The 21,032-nt window shown below is 64.8% G+C and carries 24 protein-coding genes; 15 read left to right on the forward strand and 9 right to left on the reverse strand.

Going from position 1 to position 21,032, the window contains the following annotated elements; translation table 11 throughout:
• The first annotated feature begins 90 nt into the window (after nt 1-90).
• From HMPREF2924_RS20530 to HMPREF2924_RS20555, 6 genes are all read left to right on the forward strand, one after another.
• Nucleotides 91-645 carry a flavodoxin family protein gene (locus tag HMPREF2924_RS20530; RefSeq protein ID WP_003130458.1) on the forward strand — a complete coding sequence of 185 codons (555 nt, stop codon included), beginning with the start codon at nt 91-93 and terminating at the stop codon, nt 643-645.
• A gap of 75 nt (nt 646-720) precedes the next feature.
• Nucleotides 721-1,338: a glutathione binding-like protein gene (locus tag HMPREF2924_RS20535; protein ID WP_003091520.1), complete on the forward strand. Its 618-nt coding sequence runs from the start codon at nt 721-723 to the stop codon at nt 1,336-1,338.
• 144 nt (nt 1,339-1,482) lie between these two features.
• Nucleotides 1,483-2,094, forward strand: coding sequence for an NAD(P)H-binding protein (locus HMPREF2924_RS34670; protein WP_132660247.1), 612 nt, complete (start codon nt 1,483-1,485; stop codon nt 2,092-2,094).
• On the forward strand, nt 2,091-2,321 hold the full coding sequence (locus HMPREF2924_RS36535; RefSeq protein WP_225011588.1) for a Rossmann-fold NAD(P)-binding domain-containing protein: 231 nt from the start codon (nt 2,091-2,093) through the stop codon (nt 2,319-2,321). Before HMPREF2924_RS34670 ends, HMPREF2924_RS36535 begins: the two co-directional genes overlap by 4 nt.
• 111 nt (nt 2,322-2,432) lie before the next feature.
• On the forward strand, nt 2,433-2,819 hold the full coding sequence (locus HMPREF2924_RS20550) for a glycine cleavage system protein H (RefSeq protein WP_023094577.1): 387 nt from the start codon (nt 2,433-2,435) through the stop codon (nt 2,817-2,819).
• Nucleotides 2,820-2,903: 84 nt separating this feature from the next.
• Nucleotides 2,904-3,647 carry a DsbA family protein gene (locus HMPREF2924_RS20555; protein WP_021265064.1) on the forward strand — a complete coding sequence of 248 codons (744 nt, stop codon included), beginning with the start codon at nt 2,904-2,906 and terminating at the stop codon, nt 3,645-3,647.
• Nucleotides 3,648-3,901: 254 nt separating this feature from the next.
• Here HMPREF2924_RS20555 and azoR3 read toward each other — a convergent pair whose 3' ends face one another.
• Nucleotides 3,902-4,543 (reverse strand): FMN-dependent NADH-azoreductase AzoR3, encoded by a 642-nt coding sequence (azoR3, locus tag HMPREF2924_RS20560; protein ID WP_003091530.1) that lies wholly within the window; start codon nt 4,541-4,543, stop codon nt 3,902-3,904.
• A gap of 146 nt (nt 4,544-4,689) precedes the next feature.
• Nucleotides 4,690-5,007 (reverse strand): hypothetical protein, encoded by a 318-nt coding sequence (locus HMPREF2924_RS20565; RefSeq protein WP_003091533.1) that lies wholly within the window; start codon nt 5,005-5,007, stop codon nt 4,690-4,692.
• Between the two features lie 199 nt (nt 5,008-5,206).
• Here HMPREF2924_RS20565 and HMPREF2924_RS20570 point away from each other — a divergent pair, with 199 nt between their 5' ends.
• The 5 genes from HMPREF2924_RS20570 to HMPREF2924_RS20590 all read left to right on the forward strand — a co-directional run bounded on the left by HMPREF2924_RS20570 (nt 5,207) and on the right by HMPREF2924_RS20590 (nt 9,958).
• Complete coding sequence (locus tag HMPREF2924_RS20570) at nt 5,207-6,136, forward strand: PA3225 family LysR-type transcriptional regulator (protein ID WP_003091534.1); 930 nt, start codon at nt 5,207-5,209, stop codon at nt 6,134-6,136.
• Between the two features lie 6 nt (nt 6,137-6,142).
• Entirely contained in the window at nt 6,143-6,970 is an 828-nt protein-coding gene (locus HMPREF2924_RS20575; protein ID WP_003091537.1) for an alpha/beta fold hydrolase, read from the forward strand.
• Nucleotides 6,952-7,515, forward strand: coding sequence for a peptidylprolyl isomerase PpiA (gene ppiA, locus HMPREF2924_RS20580; RefSeq protein ID WP_003109185.1), 564 nt, complete (start codon nt 6,952-6,954; stop codon nt 7,513-7,515). Before HMPREF2924_RS20575 ends, ppiA begins: the two co-directional genes overlap by 19 nt.
• Nucleotides 7,516-7,577: 62 nt before the next feature.
• The gene (locus HMPREF2924_RS20585; RefSeq protein WP_003130450.1) at nt 7,578-9,410 is read left to right on the forward strand and encodes an ABC transporter ATP-binding protein; all 1,833 of its coding nucleotides are present in this window, start codon (nt 7,578-7,580) and stop codon (nt 9,408-9,410) included.
• 281 nt (nt 9,411-9,691) lie between these two features.
• Nucleotides 9,692-9,958, forward strand: coding sequence for a DUF2790 domain-containing protein (locus HMPREF2924_RS20590; RefSeq protein ID WP_003130448.1), 267 nt, complete (start codon nt 9,692-9,694; stop codon nt 9,956-9,958).
• 32 nt (nt 9,959-9,990) lie between these two features.
• On the opposite strand, the gene HMPREF2924_RS20595 is transcribed toward HMPREF2924_RS20590, so the two are convergent.
• The 7 genes from HMPREF2924_RS20595 to HMPREF2924_RS20625 all read right to left on the reverse strand — a co-directional run bounded on the left by HMPREF2924_RS20595 (nt 9,991) and on the right by HMPREF2924_RS20625 (nt 17,209).
• Entirely contained in the window at nt 9,991-11,115 is a 1,125-nt protein-coding gene (locus HMPREF2924_RS20595; RefSeq protein ID WP_003130446.1) for a GNAT family N-acetyltransferase, read from the reverse strand.
• A 276-nt stretch (nt 11,116-11,391) separates the two neighbouring features.
• Nucleotides 11,392-11,550 (reverse strand): DUF3309 family protein, encoded by a 159-nt coding sequence (locus HMPREF2924_RS20600; protein ID WP_003091542.1) that lies wholly within the window; start codon nt 11,548-11,550, stop codon nt 11,392-11,394.
• 108 nt (nt 11,551-11,658) lie between these two features.
• The gene (locus HMPREF2924_RS20605; RefSeq protein ID WP_003109180.1) at nt 11,659-12,285 is read right to left on the reverse strand and encodes a 3'-5' exonuclease; all 627 of its coding nucleotides are present in this window, start codon (nt 12,283-12,285) and stop codon (nt 11,659-11,661) included.
• Nucleotides 12,282-14,081, reverse strand: coding sequence for a CBS domain-containing protein (locus HMPREF2924_RS20610; protein ID WP_003130444.1), 1,800 nt, complete (start codon nt 14,079-14,081; stop codon nt 12,282-12,284). The genes HMPREF2924_RS20605 and HMPREF2924_RS20610 overlap by 4 nt, the downstream gene beginning before the upstream one ends.
• 89 nt (nt 14,082-14,170) lie before the next feature.
• Nucleotides 14,171-15,826: a cation acetate symporter gene (locus HMPREF2924_RS20615; RefSeq protein ID WP_003091546.1), complete on the reverse strand. Its 1,656-nt coding sequence runs from the start codon at nt 15,824-15,826 to the stop codon at nt 14,171-14,173.
• Nucleotides 15,823-16,134, reverse strand: a complete 312-nt coding sequence (locus HMPREF2924_RS20620) for a DUF485 domain-containing protein (protein WP_003091547.1) — start codon at nt 16,132-16,134, stop codon at nt 15,823-15,825. The genes HMPREF2924_RS20615 and HMPREF2924_RS20620 overlap by 4 nt, the downstream gene beginning before the upstream one ends.
• 217 nt (nt 16,135-16,351) lie before the next feature.
• Nucleotides 16,352-17,209, reverse strand: a complete 858-nt coding sequence (locus HMPREF2924_RS20625) for a glycine betaine ABC transporter substrate-binding protein (protein WP_003114808.1) — start codon at nt 17,207-17,209, stop codon at nt 16,352-16,354.
• A 293-nt stretch (nt 17,210-17,502) separates the two neighbouring features.
• On the opposite strand from HMPREF2924_RS20625, the gene HMPREF2924_RS20630 reads away from it, so the two are divergent.
• From HMPREF2924_RS20630 to HMPREF2924_RS20645, 4 genes are all read left to right on the forward strand, one after another.
• Entirely contained in the window at nt 17,503-17,724 is a 222-nt protein-coding gene (locus HMPREF2924_RS20630; RefSeq protein WP_003091551.1) for a DUF2061 domain-containing protein, read from the forward strand.
• Between the two features lie 142 nt (nt 17,725-17,866).
• A complete protein-coding gene (locus HMPREF2924_RS20635) occupies nt 17,867-19,228 on the forward strand; it encodes an alpha/beta fold hydrolase family protein (protein WP_003130441.1) in 1,362 nt (453 codons plus the stop codon).
• Nucleotides 19,229-19,231: 3 nt separating this feature from the next.
• A complete protein-coding gene (locus tag HMPREF2924_RS20640) occupies nt 19,232-20,035 on the forward strand; it encodes an MlaA family lipoprotein (protein WP_003130440.1) in 804 nt (267 codons plus the stop codon).
• A 139-nt stretch (nt 20,036-20,174) separates the two neighbouring features.
• Nucleotides 20,175-21,032: a pirin family protein gene (locus HMPREF2924_RS20645; RefSeq protein ID WP_003109175.1), complete on the forward strand. Its 858-nt coding sequence runs from the start codon at nt 20,175-20,177 to the stop codon at nt 21,030-21,032.

Consider the following 21,032-nt stretch of genomic DNA (forward strand, 5'->3'; position numbering starts at 1 on the left):
GATTATTGAACCAATAGTAACTTTGGATAATATTTTTCTTATTCTCAATCCCAATTATGGTTCCTTCCGTCCACCCACCAGGGAACCATCATGTCAAAAGCAGTCGTTGTTTATTTCTCCGGATATGGCCATACCAAGCGCGTAGCACAAGCGGCGGAGGAAGGCGCACAGGCTTCGCTGATCGAGATCGATAGCGAGGGCAACATTCCCGAGGCAGCCTGGGACCTGCTCGACCAGGCGCAATCCATCCTCTTCGGCGCGCCCACGTACATGGGCTCGGTGCCTTGGCAATTCAAGAAGTTCGCGGACGCCACTTCCAGGAAGTGGTTTGTTCGGCAGTGGCAGGACAAGGTCTTCGGCGGCTTCACCAACAGCGCAAGCCTGAACGGCGACAAGCAGGTTTCCCTGATCCTCATGCACACGCTGGCGTCCCAGCACGGCGGCATCTGGGTCAGCCTGGGCCTGGCTCCCGCCAACACCTCGGCCTCGAGCCGCGCGGATATCAACAACCTCGGCGCCTCGGTCGGCGCGCTGGTGCAGTCGCCGTCCGACGCGGATGCCCAGGCCATTCCCAGCGGCGATCTCGAGACCGTGAAGCTCTACGCCGCTCGCGTCGCCAGGATCGGACAACAGCTGCACGCCTGAGCCAGGCGCCGATGAATCACCGGCGCACCCTGCGCGCGTCGCTTGAACCTGCAACTACCTCGAAGGATATCGATCATGAAACTGTACTACTCCCCCGGCTCTTGCTCACTGGCCATCCACATCGTGCTTCGCGAGGCCAACGTGCCTCACGAACTGGCCAAGGTCGACCTGTGGCAGCACAAGACCGCCTCGGGCGGCGATTACTTCCAGATCAACCCGAAGGGCACGGCGCCCGCCCTCGAGTTCGAAGGCGGCTTGCTGACCGAAGGCGCCGCCATCAGCCAATACCTCGCGGATCGCTACGCCCCAACGTTGGTGCCAGCCAACGGAACGCTGGAACGCAGCCGTTTGCACGAGATACTGAATTACCTCTCTTCGGATTACCACAAGTCCTTCACCCCGCTGTTCTACCTGTCCCCTTCGGACGACCCCACGGCCGCGCAGCGCCCAGTGATAGCCAAAGTGGCCTACCTGAACAACCTCCTCGCGGACGGCCGCCCATACATCCTGGGTGACGAGTTCACCGTCGCGGACGCACATCTCTTCGCCCTTACGCGCTGGTGCCCCCAATTCGGCATTTCGCTGGCCCCATTCCCAGCATTGATGGATTTCATGGCCAGGATTGCAGCCCGTCCGGCAGTCAGGGCCGCGCTACAGGCCGAAGGACTGGAGGAACACCCCGACCAGTGCTGAGCCCTCGCTAGGTACCGGTTCTACGCGGACTGACGCCAGCGCTAGCACAGACGAGACCCGTGGCTGGGTTTCGCAGCCGACGTCAGCCCCCTGGACTTTCCTGAACGCGTCCCGCTGCTCGAGGCGGACATCCTGGAGATCGATATGTCGAAGAAAATTCTTGTTCTAGGTGCGACGGGAACAGTCGGCAAGCCGTTAGTCGAAGGCCTGCTGGCCAAGGGAGAGGCCGTCAAGGCCGCTTCCCGCGCAAATCGGAAAATGGATGGAGTCGAGAGTACGCCCTTCGATTTCGGCAAACCGGAAACCATCGCCACCGCCCTGGAGGGTGTGGATCGCACTTACATGCTCCTGCCCGCCGGCTACCTGAACGTACGCGATCTGCTCCTGCCGTTCGTCGAAGCCGCCGCAAGCCGCAAGGTGAAAATAGTCTTCCAGAGCGCCTTTGGCGTGGATGCGAATGACGCCAACCCCATGCGCCAAATGGAAATCCTGCTGGAGAAATCCGGCACGCCCCATGTGATCTTGCGGCCGAACTGGTTCTCCGACAATTTCCATCACTTCTGGAAAGCCAGCCTCGACCAGGGTCAGATCGCCTTGCCAGCCGGCGATAGCAGGACAGTTTCATCGATGTGCGCGATATTGCGGCCAGCGCCATCGCCGCGCTCACCTCAACCGCTTTCGACGGCAAAGCATTCAACCTCACCGGTCCCGAAGCGCTCAGTTATGCCGATGCAGCGGCGATCCTGTCCGAAGTGACCGGCAAGCCCGTGCGATACGCCGCGACATCGGACAAGGCGTTCATCGACATGCTGGAGAACAACGGTGTGCCCGCCGCCAATGCGGCGCACATGGCCTCGATCTTCCACCCGGTGCGCCAAGGCTGGATGAGCGTAGTGACCGACGATGTCATGAAGCTCACCGGCAAGAGACCGCGGACACTGCGGGAATACGCACAAGACAAGGTCGCCGCCCTGACGGCCTAGGGCCGGGCCGCGACGCCTTGGGCCTCGAAAGTCGCTGGCGCCGACCAGAAACGCCTGGGGGCACCAGCATAACCTCTGTTTTTCCAGGTTGAACGGGAGACGACCGTGTCCATGCAATTTTCCAAAGACCATTACTGGGTTCGCCTCGCCGACACCCTCGATGGCCACGCTATCGACAGCGTTGTCGTCGGCGTCACCCCACGGGCACTGGACGGCCTGGGCAACCTGATTTCGGTGATCCTGCCCAACGTCGGCGAGACGTTGGCGCAGGGAGCCGCCGCGGCCGAGATCGAGTCGGACAAAGCGGTGACGAACCTGTACACCCCCGTCTCCGGCGAAATCATCGCCGTCAACGCGGCCTTGCGCGACACCCCGACGCTTGCCAACACCGACCCGTTGGGCGCCGGCTGGTTCTTCAGGGTCAAACTCAGCAACCTGGGGCAACTGGATGCGCTGCTCGACGAGAAGGCTTATGCCGAACTGTTCTGGGCCCCGTGACGACCTATTGGCTGGCCGGCACTGCGCTGGCGTCGCGATAGCCGCGGCAGACCTCCATACAGCCTCAACCTGTGGACTCCAACCATGACACTCATGAACTGCGATCCGGCCACCGGCAGTTGCCGGATTCCCGACGCTGCTCCCATCCTCCCCCAGGGGGCGAAGCAGGCCCCTGGCGGCGAAGTCACGCTCAGGTACATCGGCGACCCCATGTGCTCCTGGTGCTGGGGTATTTCCTCCACGCTCGAAGAACTCGCACGGTACTGCGAACAGAAGGGTATCGGCTTCACCCTCACCATGGGCGGCCTGCGCGCGGGCGGGGGCGACGCATGGGGACCGGAGTTCCGGGAGTTTCTACGCCGGGAATGGACCCATATCGCCAAGGTCACCGGTCAACCATTCGGTTTTTCCCTGCTGTCGGCAAAGCATTTCGACTATGACACGGAGCCTGCCTGCCGAGCCGTTGTGGTCGCCGAGCAAATGCTCGACCAGAAGCGGCCTGTCGCCTCCGCGACCCTGGCATTTTTCTCTGCCGTGCAGTGCAAGTTCTATGTCGAAGGCGAGGACCCCAAGAACGTGGACTTTTATAGATCCATTTGCGAAGACGCTTCGCTATCGTTCGAAGACTTCCGCGTGCATTTCGCCACTGCCGCTGCACGGCAAGCCGTCTATCGGCAATTCGCCCAGTGCGGAGAGTGGGGCGTACGCGCATTCCCCACCCTTCTGCTTGACCTGGCTGGTGATCTGAAGCAACTCAGTTCAGGCGCCACCACAGCGGCAAGCGTGATCGAACGGATCGAACATCTGCTGGGCGCACGCACCGACTGAACATCCGGACCGGCGAGGCGGGTGGCGCAATGCACGGCCCGCCAACAGCATTCTGCGGGCAGGGTCCACCGTCCTCCTTGCAGCAGGCCCCGCTGCCCCCTGGCGCCGTTCACCCGTGTCGATGCGACAACGCCAGCGCGAAAGCCCCTGCCAGACTGTCTGCGCTCCGGAACCCGGGGCCTGGAACCATCGCGAAATAAAAAAACCCGGTCGAACACGCGGGGGGAAGGGGTTCGACCGGGTGCTGCGTCCAATCACCGGAGCGTTGGCAGAGGGACGCAAAGGGAAGTGTTCGTTTCCAGCGCCTGCAGCATCCGCTCGCGGGCTCGCGCCAGGCCTTTCTCACGGAACTCCGGGCCCATGTTCATGCCCTCCGCGTGGATGAAGGTGACGTCGTGGATGCCGACGAAGCCCAGCACCTGGCGCAGATAGGGTTCCTGGTGGTCGAGACCGCCGCCGGCGTAGATTCCGCCGCGGGCGGTGAGAACGAAGGCGCGCTTGCCCTGTAGCAGGCCTTCCGGCCCCTGCTCGGCGTAACGGAAGGTCAGGCCGGCGCGCAGCACATGGTCGAACCAGCTCTTCAGGCTGCTGGGAATGGCGAAGTTGTACATCGGCGCCGCCAGCACCAGCACGTCCGCTATCCGCAACTCCTCGGTCAGGCGATTGGAACGCTCGAGGGCGCGCCTTTCCGCAGCGCTATGGCCATCGCAGGGAGTGGTCCAGGCTCCCAGCAATAATTCATCGAGGTGCGGCAGCGGCTCGCGCGCCAGGTCGCGGACCTGGAAGCGATCAGCGGGATGCGCGGCTTTCCAGTGGGAGATGAATTCCGCCGTCAGCAGGCGGGAAACCGAGCCCCGTTGGCGGGCACTGCTCTCGATAACCAGGACACGGGACATGACTCGACCTCCACCCACTGCGATACAACGATGGAGGTGAGGGTAGAGAATGATTAATCGATTAAAAAGTTGAAAAAACCGCTGTTAAATATCGACCATATTGATTTATAAACAGGCAACACCTAGTCTTTCGGTGAGAGAACGCTCTATTTCGCGATCTTGCAGGTCAGCTTGATTCGCAACTTGATGATGTCGCGGCCGAACTGCGCGGTGAAGTTGCTGTTCTGCCCGGGCTGGATCACGCCCTTGCGCACTTTCGGGGTCTCCGGGCCGTTGCGGAACACCGCCGTGCACTCTGCCGCCTGGCCACCCAGGTTGGTGAGAAGGATCGCGCCCATGTCGCGCCCGATGTCCTGGGTGCTGTAGGAGACCTCGGTGCCGTTGAGTTGCGGGTCGACCTCGATCGGATAGGCGAAAGCGGACAGGGGCAGCAGCGATAGTGCGAAACAGCAAAGCCTTTTCATGGCCGGACTCCCGGTAGCGACAGATGGAAAAATGGCAACACCCTGAAAACCACGACATCCCGTACGTCAAGAGAATGGACAGCCATCCCGTACAGGACGCCGACGACACGATAAGCGAAGTCGCCCCTCCGGCGCACTCGTCATCGCCTGCCGGCCGCGGAAACGCCGGCGAGGCATCCCTGCATTCGAGGAGGCGGAAATGAAAGCGCCACGCGTAACCCTGGACCAATGGCGGACCCTGCAGGCGGTGGTCGACCACGGCGGCTTCGCCCAGGCCGCGGAAGCCCTGCACCGCTCGCAATCGTCGATCAGCTATACCGTGGCGCGCATGCAGGAACAGCTCGGCGTGCCGCTGCTGCGCATCGACGGACGCAAGGCGGTGCTGACCGAGGCCGGCGAAGTGCTGCTGCGCCGCTCGCGGCAACTGGTCAAGCAGGCCGGGCAACTGGAGGAACTGGCCCACCACATGGAACAGGGCTGGGAGCCCGAGGTGCGTCTGGTGGTGGACGCCGCCTACCCCACCGCGCGGATCGTCCGCTCGCTGTCCGCCTTCATGCCGCAGAGCCGCGGCTGTCGCGTGCTGCTGCGCGAGGAAGTGCTCTCCGGCGTCGAGGAAGCGCTGATCCAGGGCGCCGCCGACCTGGCGATCAGCGGCCTGATCATTCCCGGCCACCTCGGCGCCGACCTCAGCGTGGTCGAGTTCGTCGCCGTGGCCCACCCCGACCATCCGCTGCACCGCCTGCAACGCGAGCTGACCCACCAGGACCTGGAAACCCAGATGCAGGTGGTGATCCGCGACAGCGGCCGGCTACAGCCGCGCGACCACGGCTGGCTCGGCGCCGAACAGCGCTGGACGGTGGGCAGCCTGGCTACCGCGGCGACCTTCGTCGGCAACGGCCTGGGCTTCGCCTGGCTGCCGCGACACATCATCGAGCGCGAACTGCAGAGCGGCCAACTCAAGCCGCTGCCGCTGAGCCAGGGCGGCGTGCGGCAGAGCCGCTTCTACCTCTACACCAACAAGGAAAAGCCGCTCGGCCCGGCCAGCCAGATCCTCATGGAAATGCTCAAGTCGTTCGCCAACGTACCGCTCAACGCGCCCTTCGCGGCGCCCGAACCGGCCGCCGAGTGAACGCAGATGCCTGACTTCCAGCACCGCGACTGCACCCTCGTCTACGACGACCACCCCGGACCCGCCGAGCGCGCGCCGGTCCTGCTGCTGCACGGTCTCGGTTCGAGCGCCCGCGACTGGGAATACCAGTTGCCGGCCCTGCTGGGCCGCTACCGCCTGCTGGTCCCGGACCTGCGTGGCCACGGCCGCTCCGGCAAGCCGCGCGGCGGCTACAGCATGGCCGGCTTCGCCGATGACTGCGCGGCGCTGCTCGACCGGCTCGGCTGCGGCCCGGTGCACCTGGTCGGCATCAGCATGGGCGGGATGATCGGCTTCCAGTTGGCCTGCGACCGCCCCGACCTGCTGCGCAGCCTGACTATCGTCAACAGCACTCCGGAAGTCATCCCGCGCAAGCCCCGCGAACACCTGGAAGTGGCCAAGCGCAGGCTCCTCTCGCGCCTGCTCAGCCTGCGGACCATCGGCCGCGCCCTCGGCCGGCTGTTGTTTCCCAAGGCGGAACAGGCCGGGCTGCGAGAAAAGATCGAGGCGCGCTGGGCGGAGAACGACAAGCGCGCCTACCTGGCCAGCCTCGACGCGATCATCGGCTGGGGCGTGCAGGAACGATTGGCCGAGATCGCCTGTCCGACCCTGGTGATCAGCGCGGATCGCGACTACACGCCGGTATCGCTGAAGCAGGCCTATTGCGAGCGGATCGCCGACGCCCGCCTGGTGGTGGTGGAGGACTCCCGCCACGCCACGCCGATGGACCAACCCGAGATTTTCAACACCACCCTGCTCGGCTTCCTCGCCGATATCGATAAAACCAAGGAACAACCATGCTCAAACGTCTCCTGATCGCCACCTGCACCCTGCTCTTCGCCGGTTCCCTGCTGGCCGCCACGCCTGCCGCCAAGCCGCACGTCCTGATCGCCACCAGCCTCGGCGAGATCGAGGTAGAACTCGATCCGACCAAGGCGCCGATCAGCGTGAAGAACTTCCTCGAGTACGTCGACAGCGGCTACTACGACGGCACCCTGTTCCACCGCGTGATCCCGGGCTTCATGGTGCAGACCGGCGGCTTCAGCGCCGGCATGCAGGAGAAGAAGACCCGCGCACCGATCAAGAACGAGGCCGACAACGGCCTGCTCAACGAGCGCGGCACCCTCGCCATGGCCCGCACCGGCGTGGTCGATTCGGCCACCAGCCAGTTCTTCATCAACCTGACCGACAACGACTTCCTCAACCATGGTGCCCGCGACTTCGGCTATGCGGTGTTCGGCAAGGTGGTGCGTGGCATGGGCGTGGTCGACCAGATAGCCAAGGTTCCCACCACCCGCCGCAACGGCTTCGCCGACGTGCCGAGCGACGACGTGGTGATCCTGTCCGCCAAACGCCTCTGAGTCCAGCCGCAGGGGCTTGATCCGGCGGGCCCAGGACGGGCCCGCTCCAGAAGAGAGCCATCATGCTTTATCGTCGTTTCGAACGTCTGATCGACCCGTTCCGCAGCGCTTCCGAACGCATGCCGCCCAGCGAAGTGCTGCGTTTCTATGTCTACTTCCTGCGCCAGGTCTGGCCGGTGTTCCTGGCCCTGCTGGTGGTCGGCCTGATCGTCGCGCTGATCGAGGTGGCGCTGTTCAGCTATCTCGGTCGCATCGTCGATCTCGCCCAGAGCACGCCCAGCGCGGAGTTCTTCCGCGTGCACGCCAACGAACTGATCTGGATGGCGGTGGTGGCGCTGGTCCTGCGCCCGCTGTTCAACGCCCTGCACGACATGCTGGTGCACCAGAGCATCAACCCGAGCATGACCAACCTGATCCGCTGGCAGAACCACCGCTACGTGCTCAAGCAGAGCCTCGGCTTCTTCCAGAACGATTTCGCCGGACGCATCGCCCAGCGCATCATGCAGACCGGCAACTCGTTGCGCGATTCGGCGGTGCAGGTGGTGGACGCCCTCTGGCACGTGCTGATCTATACCGTCAGCGCCCTGGTGCTGTTCGCCGAGGCCGACTGGCGCCTGATGATCCCTCTGGTGCTGTGGGTGTTCGCCTACGTCGGCGCCCTCGCCTACTTCGTTCCCCAGGTCAAGCGCCGCTCGGTGGAGGCCTCGGATTCGCGCTCGAAGCTGATGGGGCGGATCGTCGACGGCTACACCAACATCACTACGCTGAAGCTGTTCGCCCACACCCGCCAGGAAGAGGACTACGCCCGCGAAGCGATCGGCGACCAGACCCTCAAGTCGCAACGCGCCGGGCGCGTAGTGACCTCCATGGACGTGACCATCACGGTGATGAACGGCGTGCTGATCACCGGCACCACCGGCCTGGCCCTGTGGCTGTGGAGCCAGGAGCTGATCTCGGTGGGCGCCATCGCCCTGGCCACTGGGCTGGTGATCCGCATCAACAACATGTCCGGCTGGATCATGTGGGTGGTCGGCGGCATCTTCGAGAACATCGGCCAGGTCCAGGATGGCATGCAGACCATCGCCCTGCCGCGCAAGGTGGTCGACCGCGAGGACGCCCAGCCGCTGCGGGTAGAGCGCGGCAAGGTGGAGTTCGAGCACATCGCCTTCCACTACGGCAAGGGCAGCGGCGTGATCCAGGGTCTCGACCTGAAGGTCCGGCCCGGCGAGAAGATCGGCCTGGTCGGACCTTCCGGCGCCGGCAAGTCGACCCTGGTCAACCTGCTGCTGCGCCTGTACGACCTGGAGAGCGGACGCATCCTGGTCGATGGCCAGGACATCGCCGGGGTGACCCAGGAAAGCCTGCGCGCGCAGATCGGCATGGTCACCCAGGACACCTCGCTGTTGCACCGTTCGATCCGCGACAACCTGCTCTACGGCCGCCCCGGCGCCAGCGACGCGGAACTCATGGAAGCGGTGCGCAAGGCTCGCGCCGACGAGTTCATCCCGCTGCTCAGCGACGCCGAGGGCCGCCGCGGCTTCGACGCCCATGTCGGCGAACGCGGAGTGAAGCTCTCCGGCGGCCAGCGCCAGCGCATCGCCATCGCCCGGGTGCTGCTCAAGGACGCGCCGATCCTGATCCTCGACGAAGCGACCTCGGCGCTGGACTCGGAAGTCGAATCGGCGATCCAGGAAAGCCTGGAGACCCTGATGCAGGGCAAGACGGTGATCGCCATCGCCCACCGCCTGTCGACCATTGCGCGCATGGACCGCCTGGTGGTGCTGGACAAGGGCCACATCGCCGAAAGCGGCACGCATGCCGAGTTGCTCGCCCATGGCGGCCTCTATGCGCGCCTCTGGCAACACCAGACCGGCGGCTTCGTCGGCGTCGACTGAAGCCTCGGCACCGGGCGGCGGCTCGCGCCGCCCGGCTTGGGTGACCTTGTCAAAGGCTCTGCAACGGGCCTTTGCGCGGCAATCATCACCGCCGTCGATCTCGACTAACACGCGCTTCGATTTTTTCCGCCAGCGAAACGGTGTTCTTATCGAACCCGTGCCCCGGCTCGATCCCGACGCCTGCCGCATCGTCCCCGTCCACCTGGCGTCGGCCACGGACGACCAAGGATGCCAGTGCTCGGTACCGGGGGTTTCGCCCCATCGCTACGGAGAATCACAGAATGAAACTTGCCTCTGTCGTGTCCGCCGTCATCACCAGCCTCGCCCCCATGGCCTTCGCCCAGGACGTGGACAAGGACCCGGGCCGCGGCCTGTCGGTCGAGGAATACCACTACGGCATGCAACTGGACGTGAAGAATGTCCTGCACCGTACCGACAATTCGACCAGGACCGGCGTAGTGCCGGTGACCGTGGTCTACGAGGACCATAGCGGCGAGCTGCACAAGATCCGCTTCCTCGAATGGGGCGGCAGCACCAGCAACGGCTGAGCTGACGCCACGCCCTATCGTTCCGGCCCCCTTCAGGCCTGGCGGTAGGGCAACAGGCCGTGGGCCTCCTCGGCGTAGGCGCGCACTCCCGCCCGCTCCTGTTCGAGGAACTGCGCCACGGCATCGCGCAGACCGGGATGCGCCAGGTAGTGCCAGGAGCGCGTCAGCACCGGCTCGAAACCGCGGATCAGCTTGTGTTCGCCCTGGGCGCCGGCGTCGAAGCGCGCCAGGCCGGCGCCGATGGCGAATTCCAGGCCCTGGTAGAAGCAGGTCTCGAAGTGCAGCCGGTCGAACTCGGCCAGGCATCCCCAGTAGCGCCCGTACAGGGTGTCTCCAGCGACCAGGCTGAACGCCATCGCCACCGGCTTGCCGCGCTGGTGGGCGAAGACCACGCGGATCGCCTCCGGCATGCGCTCGGCCAGCAGGCCGAAGAACTCGCGGCTCAGGTAGGGATCGCGGTCGCGCACCAGGTAGGTGTTGGCGTAGCAGAGATAGACGAAATCCCACTCCAGCTCGGACAACTGGCCGCCTTCCCGCCATTCGAACTCGATGCCCTGTCCGCCGACCTGTTCGCGCTCCTTGCGCAGTTGCTTGCGCTTGCGCGAACTGAGGGCCTCGAGGAAGTCCTGGAAGTCCCGATAGCCGCGGTTGTGCCAGTGGTACTGGCAGCCCAGGCGTTCGAGCCAACCGTCACGCGCGGCAAGCAAGGTGTCCGCCCGGGCGTCGGTGAAATTCACATGGATGCTCGACAGACCGCTCGCCTCGACCTCCTCGCCAAGGGACGCGAGCAGCCCCTGCAACCCTTCGTCCTCGCCCAGCAGGCGCGCACCGGCGACCGGGGTGAAGGGCACCCCCACCAGCAGCTTCGGGTAGTAGCGGATACCGGCCCGCTGGCAGGCGTCGGCCCAGCTCCAGTCGAACACGTACTCGCCGTACGAGTGCGCCTTCACATAGGCCGGCAGCGCCGCGCACAGCCGCCCTTGCGGATCGCGCAGCACGCGATGGGCCGGGCGCCAGCCGGTGGCGGGCGTCACGCTGCGGCTGTCTTCCAGCGCGGACAGGAAAGCATGACGCAGGAATGGCTGGGCGGGAGGCAACAAGGCGTCCCACTCGGCGGCGTCGATATCGGCAAGGGTGGCGAGCGTCTGGATCGGCATGCGCGCCAGTCTGGCGCGAGACGCAAGGCAAGTGAAGCCGGTCGATGGAAAAAAAGCGCCCGGCGGACCCCGCGATGAAACCGCCCTTCACCAAGCGAAGGCTTCGAACCATCCTACGTAGAGCGCATGACGCCAACGGCGTTATCCGCCGATACCCCGCCGCAACGGCGGAGCGAAAGCTGGGAACCCTCCGCGTATGGCAAATAACGCCGGAGGCGTTATCCGCCGATACCCGTCGGGACGGCGGACAACCACGACGGCATTCCCGATCGGGCCCTAGATCATGCCCAGCAGCAACAGGACCAACAGCACCACCAGCAATGCGCCGACGATCCCCGAGGGTCCGTAGCCCCAGTTGCGCGAATGAGGAAAGACCGGCAGGCCGCCGATCAGCAGCAGGATCAGGATGATCAGAAGAATCGTACCGAGACTCATGGGCGTCGCTCCTGTTCGGCTCATGGGGCAAAGGGCGGCAGATTCCGCCCTTGTAGTTCTCGACCCCCGCCGAGCAACGAAGATTCAATAAATCCGCGCCCTCCAGCCTCAGTGGATGACCTTGGGCGCCGGCCCCTTGAGCAGGCGCATGAACATCAGCGCCACCGCCTGGGCGTCGCCGAGGGCGGTATGGCGACCGCTGACCGGCACATCCAGGGCCCGCGCCAGGGTGTCGAAGCGCAGGTCGATGTGTGCGTCGGGAAAATGCCGGCTGACCTTCCGGTGGTACAGCGACGAAATCTCGATGGAAGGGTTGTGCAACTGTCGGTCGAAGAGCTGGCGCAGGTGCCGGTTCAGCACGGCGACATCGAACGACAGGTAGTAGCCGAGCAGCGGCCGGTCGCCGATGAACGCCAGCAACTGGCGCAGGGCCTGCTCCAGCTGCAACTGTCCCTCCAGGTCGGCGCGGCGCAGCTTGTGGATGCGGATCGACTCCGCGTCCAGGCTCGGCGGCGGCTCGACGTAGAGTTCCAGGCGCTCGCCCATGACCAGTTTGCCGCGCCGCACCAGCACCGCGCCGATGCTGAGGACGTCGGCACGACGCGGGTCGAGGCTGGTGGTCTCGAGATCGAGGGAGATCACTTCCTCCGCCTCGACCGCCTCGTGCATCCACCAATACAGCCGGCGGCGCCAGCCCGGCCAGCGGCTGTCGGGCAACTTGACCATGGTGTTCATCGGGTCTCCAGGTGGAATTGACGGGCCACGCTCTGCTTGAACTTCTTCACCACATGCAGGCCGTAGCGCAGCATGTCGCGATCGTGGCGGCTCATGCCGCTGACGTCCAGGCCCTGCTGGCGACCGTCGCGTTGGCCGGCCAACTGGCGGGTCAGGCGCAGTTGCAGGAACAGCTCGAAAGACTCGCTCAGGTCGTCCGCCAGGCGCGCCTCGAGGACCTTGTGTCGCTTCAGCGCCTCGATCCGTGCCAGGGTCCCGCGGGTTTCCAGGCCTTCGCGCAGGGCCAGGGTGCGGATGCCGTGGACGATGGGGAAGATCCCGCCGCGCTTGAGATCGAGGCGGGCGTCCTGGGTCTTCAGTTGGCCGAGGAAGGTCAGCGGCGTATCGAATTGCAGGGCCGCTGCCGCGATATCCGCCAGCCAGCGCTCGCCGCCGTCGGCGAAACCGCGCAGTTGCCGACGCAACGGCTCGAACAGTTGCAGGTTGCCGGCCACCGGCCAGGCATCGGCCAGGATCGACAGGCGCAACAGCTGCTCCGGCTTGCCCTCCAGCAGCGTCGTGCGCAGCTCCGCCTGCCAGGCCGCCAGCGGCTTGCACCATTCCGGCCGACTGGCCATCACTCCACCGGGACAGGGCGGATAGCCGAACTCCAGCAAGGCCGCGCTGAAGCGCTGCATCATCGCCAGGGCCTGTTCCTGCGGCAGATCGTCGGCCAGGACCAGGGCATTGTCCTGGTCGGTCTTCAGCAACTGCTCGCCGCGTCCTTCGCTGCCCATCACCAGCAGGCAGCAGCGCCCGCGCAGGGTTGGCGGCAGCAACAATTCGAAAAGCCGTTCGAGCAATTGCTCGTTGAGCGCGCTGACCAGCTGCATGATGAAGCGCAGGCGAATACCGTTGCCGGCCAGCGTAGCGATCAGGGTGTCCAGGGTTTCCGCGCAGCGGCGCAGGTCGCCGAGGTCGTCGGCGCGGGCGATGCGCAGCGCCAGGACGTGGGAATGGGTGGAGAACAGGCTGAGCACCTGGGTCAGGTGCAACAGGCCGATCACCTGGCCGTCCTCGGTGACCGCGACCCGCTCGATACGCTGGCGCGTCATGAGGATCATCGCGTCGAACAGGAAATCGCCCAGTTCGACGCTGGCCAGCGGACCATGGGCCAACGGCCCGATCGCCTCCAGCTCGCTGCGCCCGTCGCGGAAGTGCGCGCTCATGAGGTCGGTGCGGGTGACGATGCCGAGCTCGGGCCCGTCCCTCTCCAGCCGCACCAGCAGGGCATCGGCGCCGTGGCTCAATTGCAGGCGCGCGGCGTCGCCGAGGGACAGCGAGGCCTCCACCTCCAGCGCCGGCAGCAAGTGCTCGCGGGCGATGCGGGTAAGGATGAACTCGGCCAGGTTCTGCCCGTCGCGCTGGGCCAACTGGCGCTTGGCCGCCAGGTCGGCCTGGAAGAAGCGGGCGAACCCCGGGTTCTCCCCGCACAACTGGTGGAAGCAACTGGCCGGCAACTCGTAGACGATGCTTTCCTCGATCGCCAGGTAGCGGTGCTTGCTGCTGCCGGAGAACAGCCCGCGGACGTCGAACAGGTCGTCCGCGGCGTACTGGGCGAATACCCGCCCGTCGTCGCCGCGCTCCTCGACCACGCCCTTGAGCAGGACGAACAGCCCGGGGACCGCCGAGCCGGCCTCCAGCAAAGTTTCCCCCGGCGCATAGTAGCCGACGCTGAGAGCCTGCTTGAAGGTCTCGCGTTGATGGGGGCGCAACTGGTCGAAGGGTGGCGAGGCGAAGTTGAAACTGTCAGGCATGGCTCATCTCGCTGTGGCCGGGACGCTGAAACGAAAGGCGGCGGACCGGAAACCCGGCCGCCGCCTCGGGCTACGCCTTCACGTAGCGCTTAGTGGGCCACCGCGCCAGAGGCGCCCAGGCCGGTCTGGGAACGGATGAACTGCGGGAAGAAGCGCGCCCGCTCCTCGTCGGCCGCCGCCGACTTGTCGGTGATGGAGAAGAACCAGATACCGACGAAAGCGACGATCATCGAGAACAGCGCCGGGTACTCGTACGGGTAGATGGCTTTCTCGTGGCCGAGGATCTGCACCCAGATGGTCGGGCCGAGGACCATCAGGCCCACCGCGGTGATCAGGCCCATCCAGCCGCCGATCATGGCGCCGCGGGTGGTCAGCTTCTTCCAGTACATGGAGAGCAGCAGCACCGGGAAGTTGCAGCTGGCGGCGATGGAGAAGGCCAGGCCGACCATGAAGGCGATGTTCTGCTTCTCGAAGAGGATGCCGAGCACGATGGCGACCACGCCCAGGGCCACGGTGGTCATCTTCGAGACCCGCAGCTCGTCCTTCTCGTTGGCCTTGCCGCCCTTGAACACGCTGGCGTACAGGTCATGGGAGACGGCCGAGGCCCCGGCCAGGGTCAGCCCGGCGACCACCGCGAGGATGGTGGCGAAGGCCACCGCCGAGATGAAGCCGAGGAACAGGCTGCCGCCCACCGCGTCGGCCAGGTGCACCGCCGCCATGTTGTTGCCGCCGATCAGGGCGCCGGTGGCGTCCTTGAAGTCCGGGTTGGTGCTGACCAGCAGGATCGCGCCGAAACCGATGATGAAGGTCAGGATGTAGAAGTAGCCGATGAAACCGGTGGCGTAGAACACGCTCTTGCGCGCTTCCTTGGCGTCACTGACGGTGAAGAAGCGCATCAGGATGTGCGGCAGCCCGGCGGTGCCGAACATCAGCGCGAAGCCCAGGGAGAATGCCGAGATCGGATCCTTGACCAGGCCGCCCGGACTCATGATCGCCTCGCCCTTCGGATGCACCTTGATGGCTTCGGAGAACAGCGTGCTGACGTCGAAGTTGACGTGCTTGAGCACCATGATCGCCATGAACGAGGCGCCGGAGAGCAACAGCACGGCCTTGATGATCTGCACCCAGGTGGTCGCCAGCATGCCGCCGAACAGCACGTAGAGCACCATCAGGATGCCCACCAGGACCACCGCGACATGGTAGTTGAGGCCGAACAGCAGCTCGATCAGCTTGCCGGCGCCGACCATCTGCGCGATCAGGTAGAACGCCACCACCACCAGCGAGCCGCAGGCCGACAGGGTGCGGATCTGCTTCTGCTTGAGGCGGTAGGAGGCGACGTCGGCGAAGGTGTACTTGCCCAGGTTGCGCAGGCGCTCGGCGATGAGGAAGAGGATGATCGGCCAGCCGACCAGGAAGCCGATCGAGTAGATCAGGCCGTCGTAGCCGGAAGTGAAGACCAGCGCCGAAATACCCAGGAAGGATGCCGCCGACATGTAGTCGCCGGCGATCGCCAGGCCATTCTGGAAGCCGGTGATGCGGCCGCCTGCGGCATAGTAGTCGGCCGCCGAGCGGTTGCGCTTGGATGCCCAGTAGGTGATGCAGAGGGTCGCGCCGACGAAGGCGACGAACATGACGATGGCCGAGACGTTCAGCGGCTGGCGCTGCACGTCGCCGGTCAGCGCGTCGGCCCAGAGGGCCGGAGCGAAGGCCGCAAGGCCGAGCGCGGCAAGGAGACGAGCGATCATTGCTGCGCCTCCTTGAGGATTTCCTGGTTCAGGCTGTCGAACTCGCCGTTGGCGCGACGCACGTACAGGCCGGTCAGGATGAACGCGGCAAGGATCAGTCCGACACCCATCGGGATGCCCCAGGTCACGGACGAATCGGGACTGATACGCGCGCCCAGCAGCTGCGGCTGGAAAGCGATCAGCAGGATGAATATCACGTAGAGGCCAAGCATGATCGAAGAAAGTATCCAGGCGAAACGCTCTCGCTTGGCCACCAACTCCTTGAAGCGCGGATTGGTATCAATCCGCTGGTAGATGCTGTCGTTCATTGTTTTTATCCTCACAGCGGGGTGACGCGGAATGTCGTCGATATCCACTGTAGGACGCTGGTGCAAGCGCTCCAGACGACTTTAGTCGTAGCGTTTCGCCAGCCGCTCTAGACCGGTATTCCCGGGCCTTCCGGCAGATTCCGGAGCCAGCCTTCGGCAAGGAAAAACGCCGTGCCCGGTTGCCCGGGCACGGCGTTCCCCAATCGAACCAGCCGTGCTACTGCACCCAGTCCTTGACCCGTCCCGGGTTGGCCGCCACCCACTGCTTCGCCGCATCCTCGGGTTTGGCGCCCTCCTGGATCGCCAGCATCACCTGGCCAACCTCGTTGCCATCCTTCCAGCCGAACTTCTTCAGGAATTCCCAGACCGGCTTGGCCTTGGCCTCCAGCGCCGGGTTGGCGACGGTGTCGACATGCTCGGTATCGCCATAGACCTTCTTCGGATCGTCGAGGAACTTCAGCTTCCACTTGGCGAACATCCAGTGCGGAATCCAGCCGGTCACCACCACCGGCTTCTTCTCGTTCTCGGCACGGGTCAGCTCGGCGATCATGCCGCTGCCGGAACTGGCCACCAGCTTGTAGTCGAGGCCATATTGCTTGATCGCCTCGTCGGTCTTGATCATCACCCCGGCGCCGGCATCGATGCCCACCACGCGGCCGCCGAAAGCGTCCTTCTGCGCCTGGAGGTCGGCGATGCTGTTGGCGCTCACGTATTCGGGGACGATCAGGCCGATGCGTGCGTCCGGGTAGTTGATGGCAAGGTTGACCACCTTGTCCTTCATCTTCTCGTAGTAGGCGCCGTGGGTGCCCGGCAGCCAGGCCGAGAGCATGGCATCGAGCTTGCCGCGCGCCACGCCCTGCCACATGATCCCCGCCGCCACCGGCATCAGCTTCACCTCGTAGCCGAGTTTCTCGCGGATCACCTCGGCGGCCACATGGGTGGTCGCCACGCTGTCCGACCAGCCGTCCACGTAACCGATGGTGATCACCGGCTTGTCCGCCGCGGCCGCCATCCCCACCGCCGCCGACATTGCCAGGCCCGCACTCCAGCACAACAGTCGTCGCATCATTCGCATCAGACGTACCCCTTGTTCTATGCCGCCGGGGACGCTCCCCGGCGGTCGCGGCACTCTGCGGTGCCGCCGTCCATCATCGGCGCGCCCGGACGGCGGACTGCTCTGAGAACGACACCCATCGCACCCGATAACGACATGCCTCGAACTGCGCTGCGGCACGCTGCGGATGTGCTCCGAGACAGTGCGATCGAAGCGCTCTATGCACTCGATTGGACAGGCCGATTTCCGCTTGGCCGAGCGCCTGGATAGGCTTTCGCCAAAGAGGAATGATTCTCGATCAAAGGAGAGCAGCCATGCTCAAGACCCTGACCTTCACCGTCATGCACTTCATCATCGCCTTCAGCGTGGCCTATGCGCTGACCGGCAGCATAGCGGTCGGCGGGCTGGTGGCGGCGGTCGAGCCGCTGTGCAACTCGGTCGGTTTCTACTTCCACGAGAAGATCTGGAAACGCTTCGAGAAAGACGGCGCGCCGCGCCCGGCTAGCGCCCACGGCTGGCTGCACCGCCACGCCTGAAGGGATATTCGCGAGGCACGGCAAGAGGCGGGAAAGACCGATTGGAACGCTGGCTGCAATAACCCACTGCACTACTGAGGCTTGCAGTTGTCATAGCGGCAGTATATTCACTCAGTACTTTTCCCTCGAAGGGATTCCCCCGATGCCCCACTTCCTCCGTTTCGCTGCCCTGCTCGGCGGCCTCGCCCTCGGTTGTGCCAATCTGGCGCAGGCCCGGGACGTGGACGCCGCGAGCTACGGCTATCCACTGACCAACCCGTTCGAGGCGACCATCGCCACCACGCCGCCGGAACTGCGTCCCGAGCTTCCGCACAGCGAGGAGATCGACCAGAAGGACTACAGCCTGAAATTGCGCCCGGAGCGCGAGTTCGCCCTGCCGGACAACTTCTGGCCGGTGAAGAAGTTGCGCTACCGCCTGGCCCGCCAGGATCATGCGGCGCCGCTGATCTTCATCATTGCCGGGACTGGCGCCCACTACGCCAGCAGCTTCCCGGAATACCTGAAGAAGCTCTTCTACCAGGCCGGCTACCACGTGGTGCAGTTGTCCTCGCCGACCAGTTGGGACTTCATGGCCAGCGCCTCGCGCTTCGCCACGCCGGGCTTTTCCAGCGACGACGCCGATGACCTGTACCGGGTGATGCAGGCGGTGCGTGCGCAGCAGCGCGACCTGCCGGTGACCGACTACTACCTCACCGGCTATAGCCTGGGGGCGCTGAACGCCGCGTTCGTCAGCCACCTCGACGAAAGCCGCCAGAGCTTCAACTTCAAGAAGGTGCTGCTGCTCAATCCACCGGTGAACCTCTACACCTCGGTGAGCAACCTCGACAAACTGGTGGAAACCCAGGTCAAGGGCATCACCGACTCGCGCACCTTCTACGAGGTGGTGCTGAGCAAGCTGACCCGCTACTTCCGGCAGAAAGGCTACGTCGACATCAACGACGCCATGCTCTACGACTTCCAGCAGTCGAAGCAGCGCCTGAGCAACGAGGAAATGGCCATGCTGATCGGCACCTCGTTCCGTTTCTCCGCCGCCGACATCGCCTTCACCTCGGACCTGGTCAACCGTCGCGGCCTGATCACCCCGCCGAACTACCCGATCAACGAAGGCACCAGCCTGGAGCCCTTCTTCAAGCGCGCGCTGCAGTGCGACTTCGAGTGCTACATGACTGAGCAACTGATCCCGATGTGGCGAGCCCGTTACGACGGCGGCAGCCTGACCCAGTTGGTCAACCAGGTCAGCCTCTACAAGCTGCAGGACTATCTGCACGACAGCCCGAAGATCGCCGTGATGCACAACGCCGACGACGTCATCCTCGGCCCGGGCGACCTCGGCTTCCTTCGCCGGACCTTCGGCGAACGCCTGACCGTCTATCCCTATGGCGGTCACTGCGGCAACCTCAACTACAAGGTCAACGCGCAGGACATGCTGGACTTCTTCGCCACGCCCGCCGCCGGACAGACCCAGGTCGCCAGCGCGGCCCTCACCCAGCAGGCAGGAAACTGATCGATGAGCCGAACCGCACACTGGATGTTCGCCCTTCTGCTGAGCGCAGCCGCCAGCGCCCAGGCCGACGAGGCCGCCGCGCCGGTCGAACTGCCGCCACGTCAGCTCGACGGCGACGGTTTCAGCCGTCCGCTGGACCAACTCAAGTTCAATCCCGGCCTGGATCAACGCGAATTCGAGCGCGCCACCCTCGACGCACTGAACATGTACGATCCCTGGGAATCCTGGAACCGCCGGGTCTACCACTTCAACTATCGCTTCGACGAGTGGGTGTTCCTGCCCGTGGTGCGAGGCTACGAATACGTCACCCCGCACTTCGTCCGCAGCGGCGTGAGCAATTTCTTCGACAACCTCGGCGACGTGCCCAACCTGCTGAACAACCTCGCCCAGTTGAAGGGCAAGGCGGCGATGGAAACCACCGCGCGGCTGCTGTTCAACACCACCTTCGGCGTGCTCGGCCTGTGGGACCCGGCGACCAAGATGGGCCTGCACAAGCGCAGCGAGGATTTCGGCCAGACCCTCGGCTTCTACGGCGTGGGCGGCGGCCCCTACCTGATGCTGCCGATCCTCGGCCCGTCCAACCTGCGCGACACCGGCGGACTGGTGGTGGACTACGTCGGCGAATACCAGGTGAACTACCTCAACGTTCCCCAGGCCAGCGGCGACCACCCGGAGATCACCGCCCTGCGCGTGGTGGACAGGCGCTACAACACCAGCTTCCGCTACGGCCAGATGAACTCGCCGTTCGAGTACGAGAAACTGCGCTACATCTATACCGAGGCGCGCAAGCTGCAGATCGCCGAGTGAGACGAAGAACCGTCGCCCTGTGCGGCGGTTTCTTTTCCTCATAACGATTCAATAAATCGATAGGAATCACATAAAACTCGCATCCATATATCGATCACAGAGGACTATCATCGAGCCATACACGAACCAGGAGGTTCCCATGACCCGCTACCGTGATGTCCTCGAACTGCATACCGGCCACCCCGCCTCCGATGGCGCCGGCGTCCGCCTGACCCGCGTGATCGGCGGCCCGTCCCCGGAACGCTTCGATCCGTTCCTGATGCTCGACCAGTTCGATACCCAGAACCCGGACGACTATGTCGCCGGCTTCCCTTCGCACCCGCACCGCGGCTTCGAGACCGTGACCTACATGCTCGAAGGGCGTATGCGCCACGAAGACCACCTCGGCAATCGCGGCCTGCTCAAGCCCGGCGGCGTACAGTGGATGACCGCCGCCCACGGCATCATCCACAGCGAGATGCCGGAACAGGTGGAAGGCGCGATGCGTGGCTTCCAGCTGTGGGTCAACCTGCCGGCGAAGAGCAAGCTGGCTCCGGCCGGCTATCGCGATATCGAGCCGGAAGACGTGCCGCGCCTGGAAACCGCCGGAGGCGTGAAGGTCACGGTGATCGCCGGTCGCTTCGACGACGGCCAGGCGCAGCAGATCGGCGCCGTGGAAAGGCCGGACACCGAGCCGCACTACTACGACCTGCAACTGCCTGCCGGCGGCCGCATCGCCCCGCGCCTGCCGGACGGCCATCGCGTGCTGCTGTACGTCTACGAAGGCAGCCTGACGGTGGAAGGCGAACGCCCGGTGGAAATCGCCACCAATCGCCTGGCTCGGCTGTCCGAAGAAGGGGAACTGAGCCTGCGCAGCGAAGCCGGCGCCCGGGTACTGGTGCTCGCCGGCAAGCCGTTGCGCGAGCCGATCGTCCAGTACGGTCCGTTCGTGATGAACAGCCGCGAGGAAATCGAGCAGGCGCTACGCGACTATCGCGACGGTGTCCTGGCCGTCTGA

It is taken from the genome of Pseudomonas sp. HMSC063H08, assembly GCF_001813645.1.
GTDB classification, from domain to species: domain Bacteria; phylum Pseudomonadota; class Gammaproteobacteria; order Pseudomonadales; family Pseudomonadaceae; genus Pseudomonas; species Pseudomonas aeruginosa.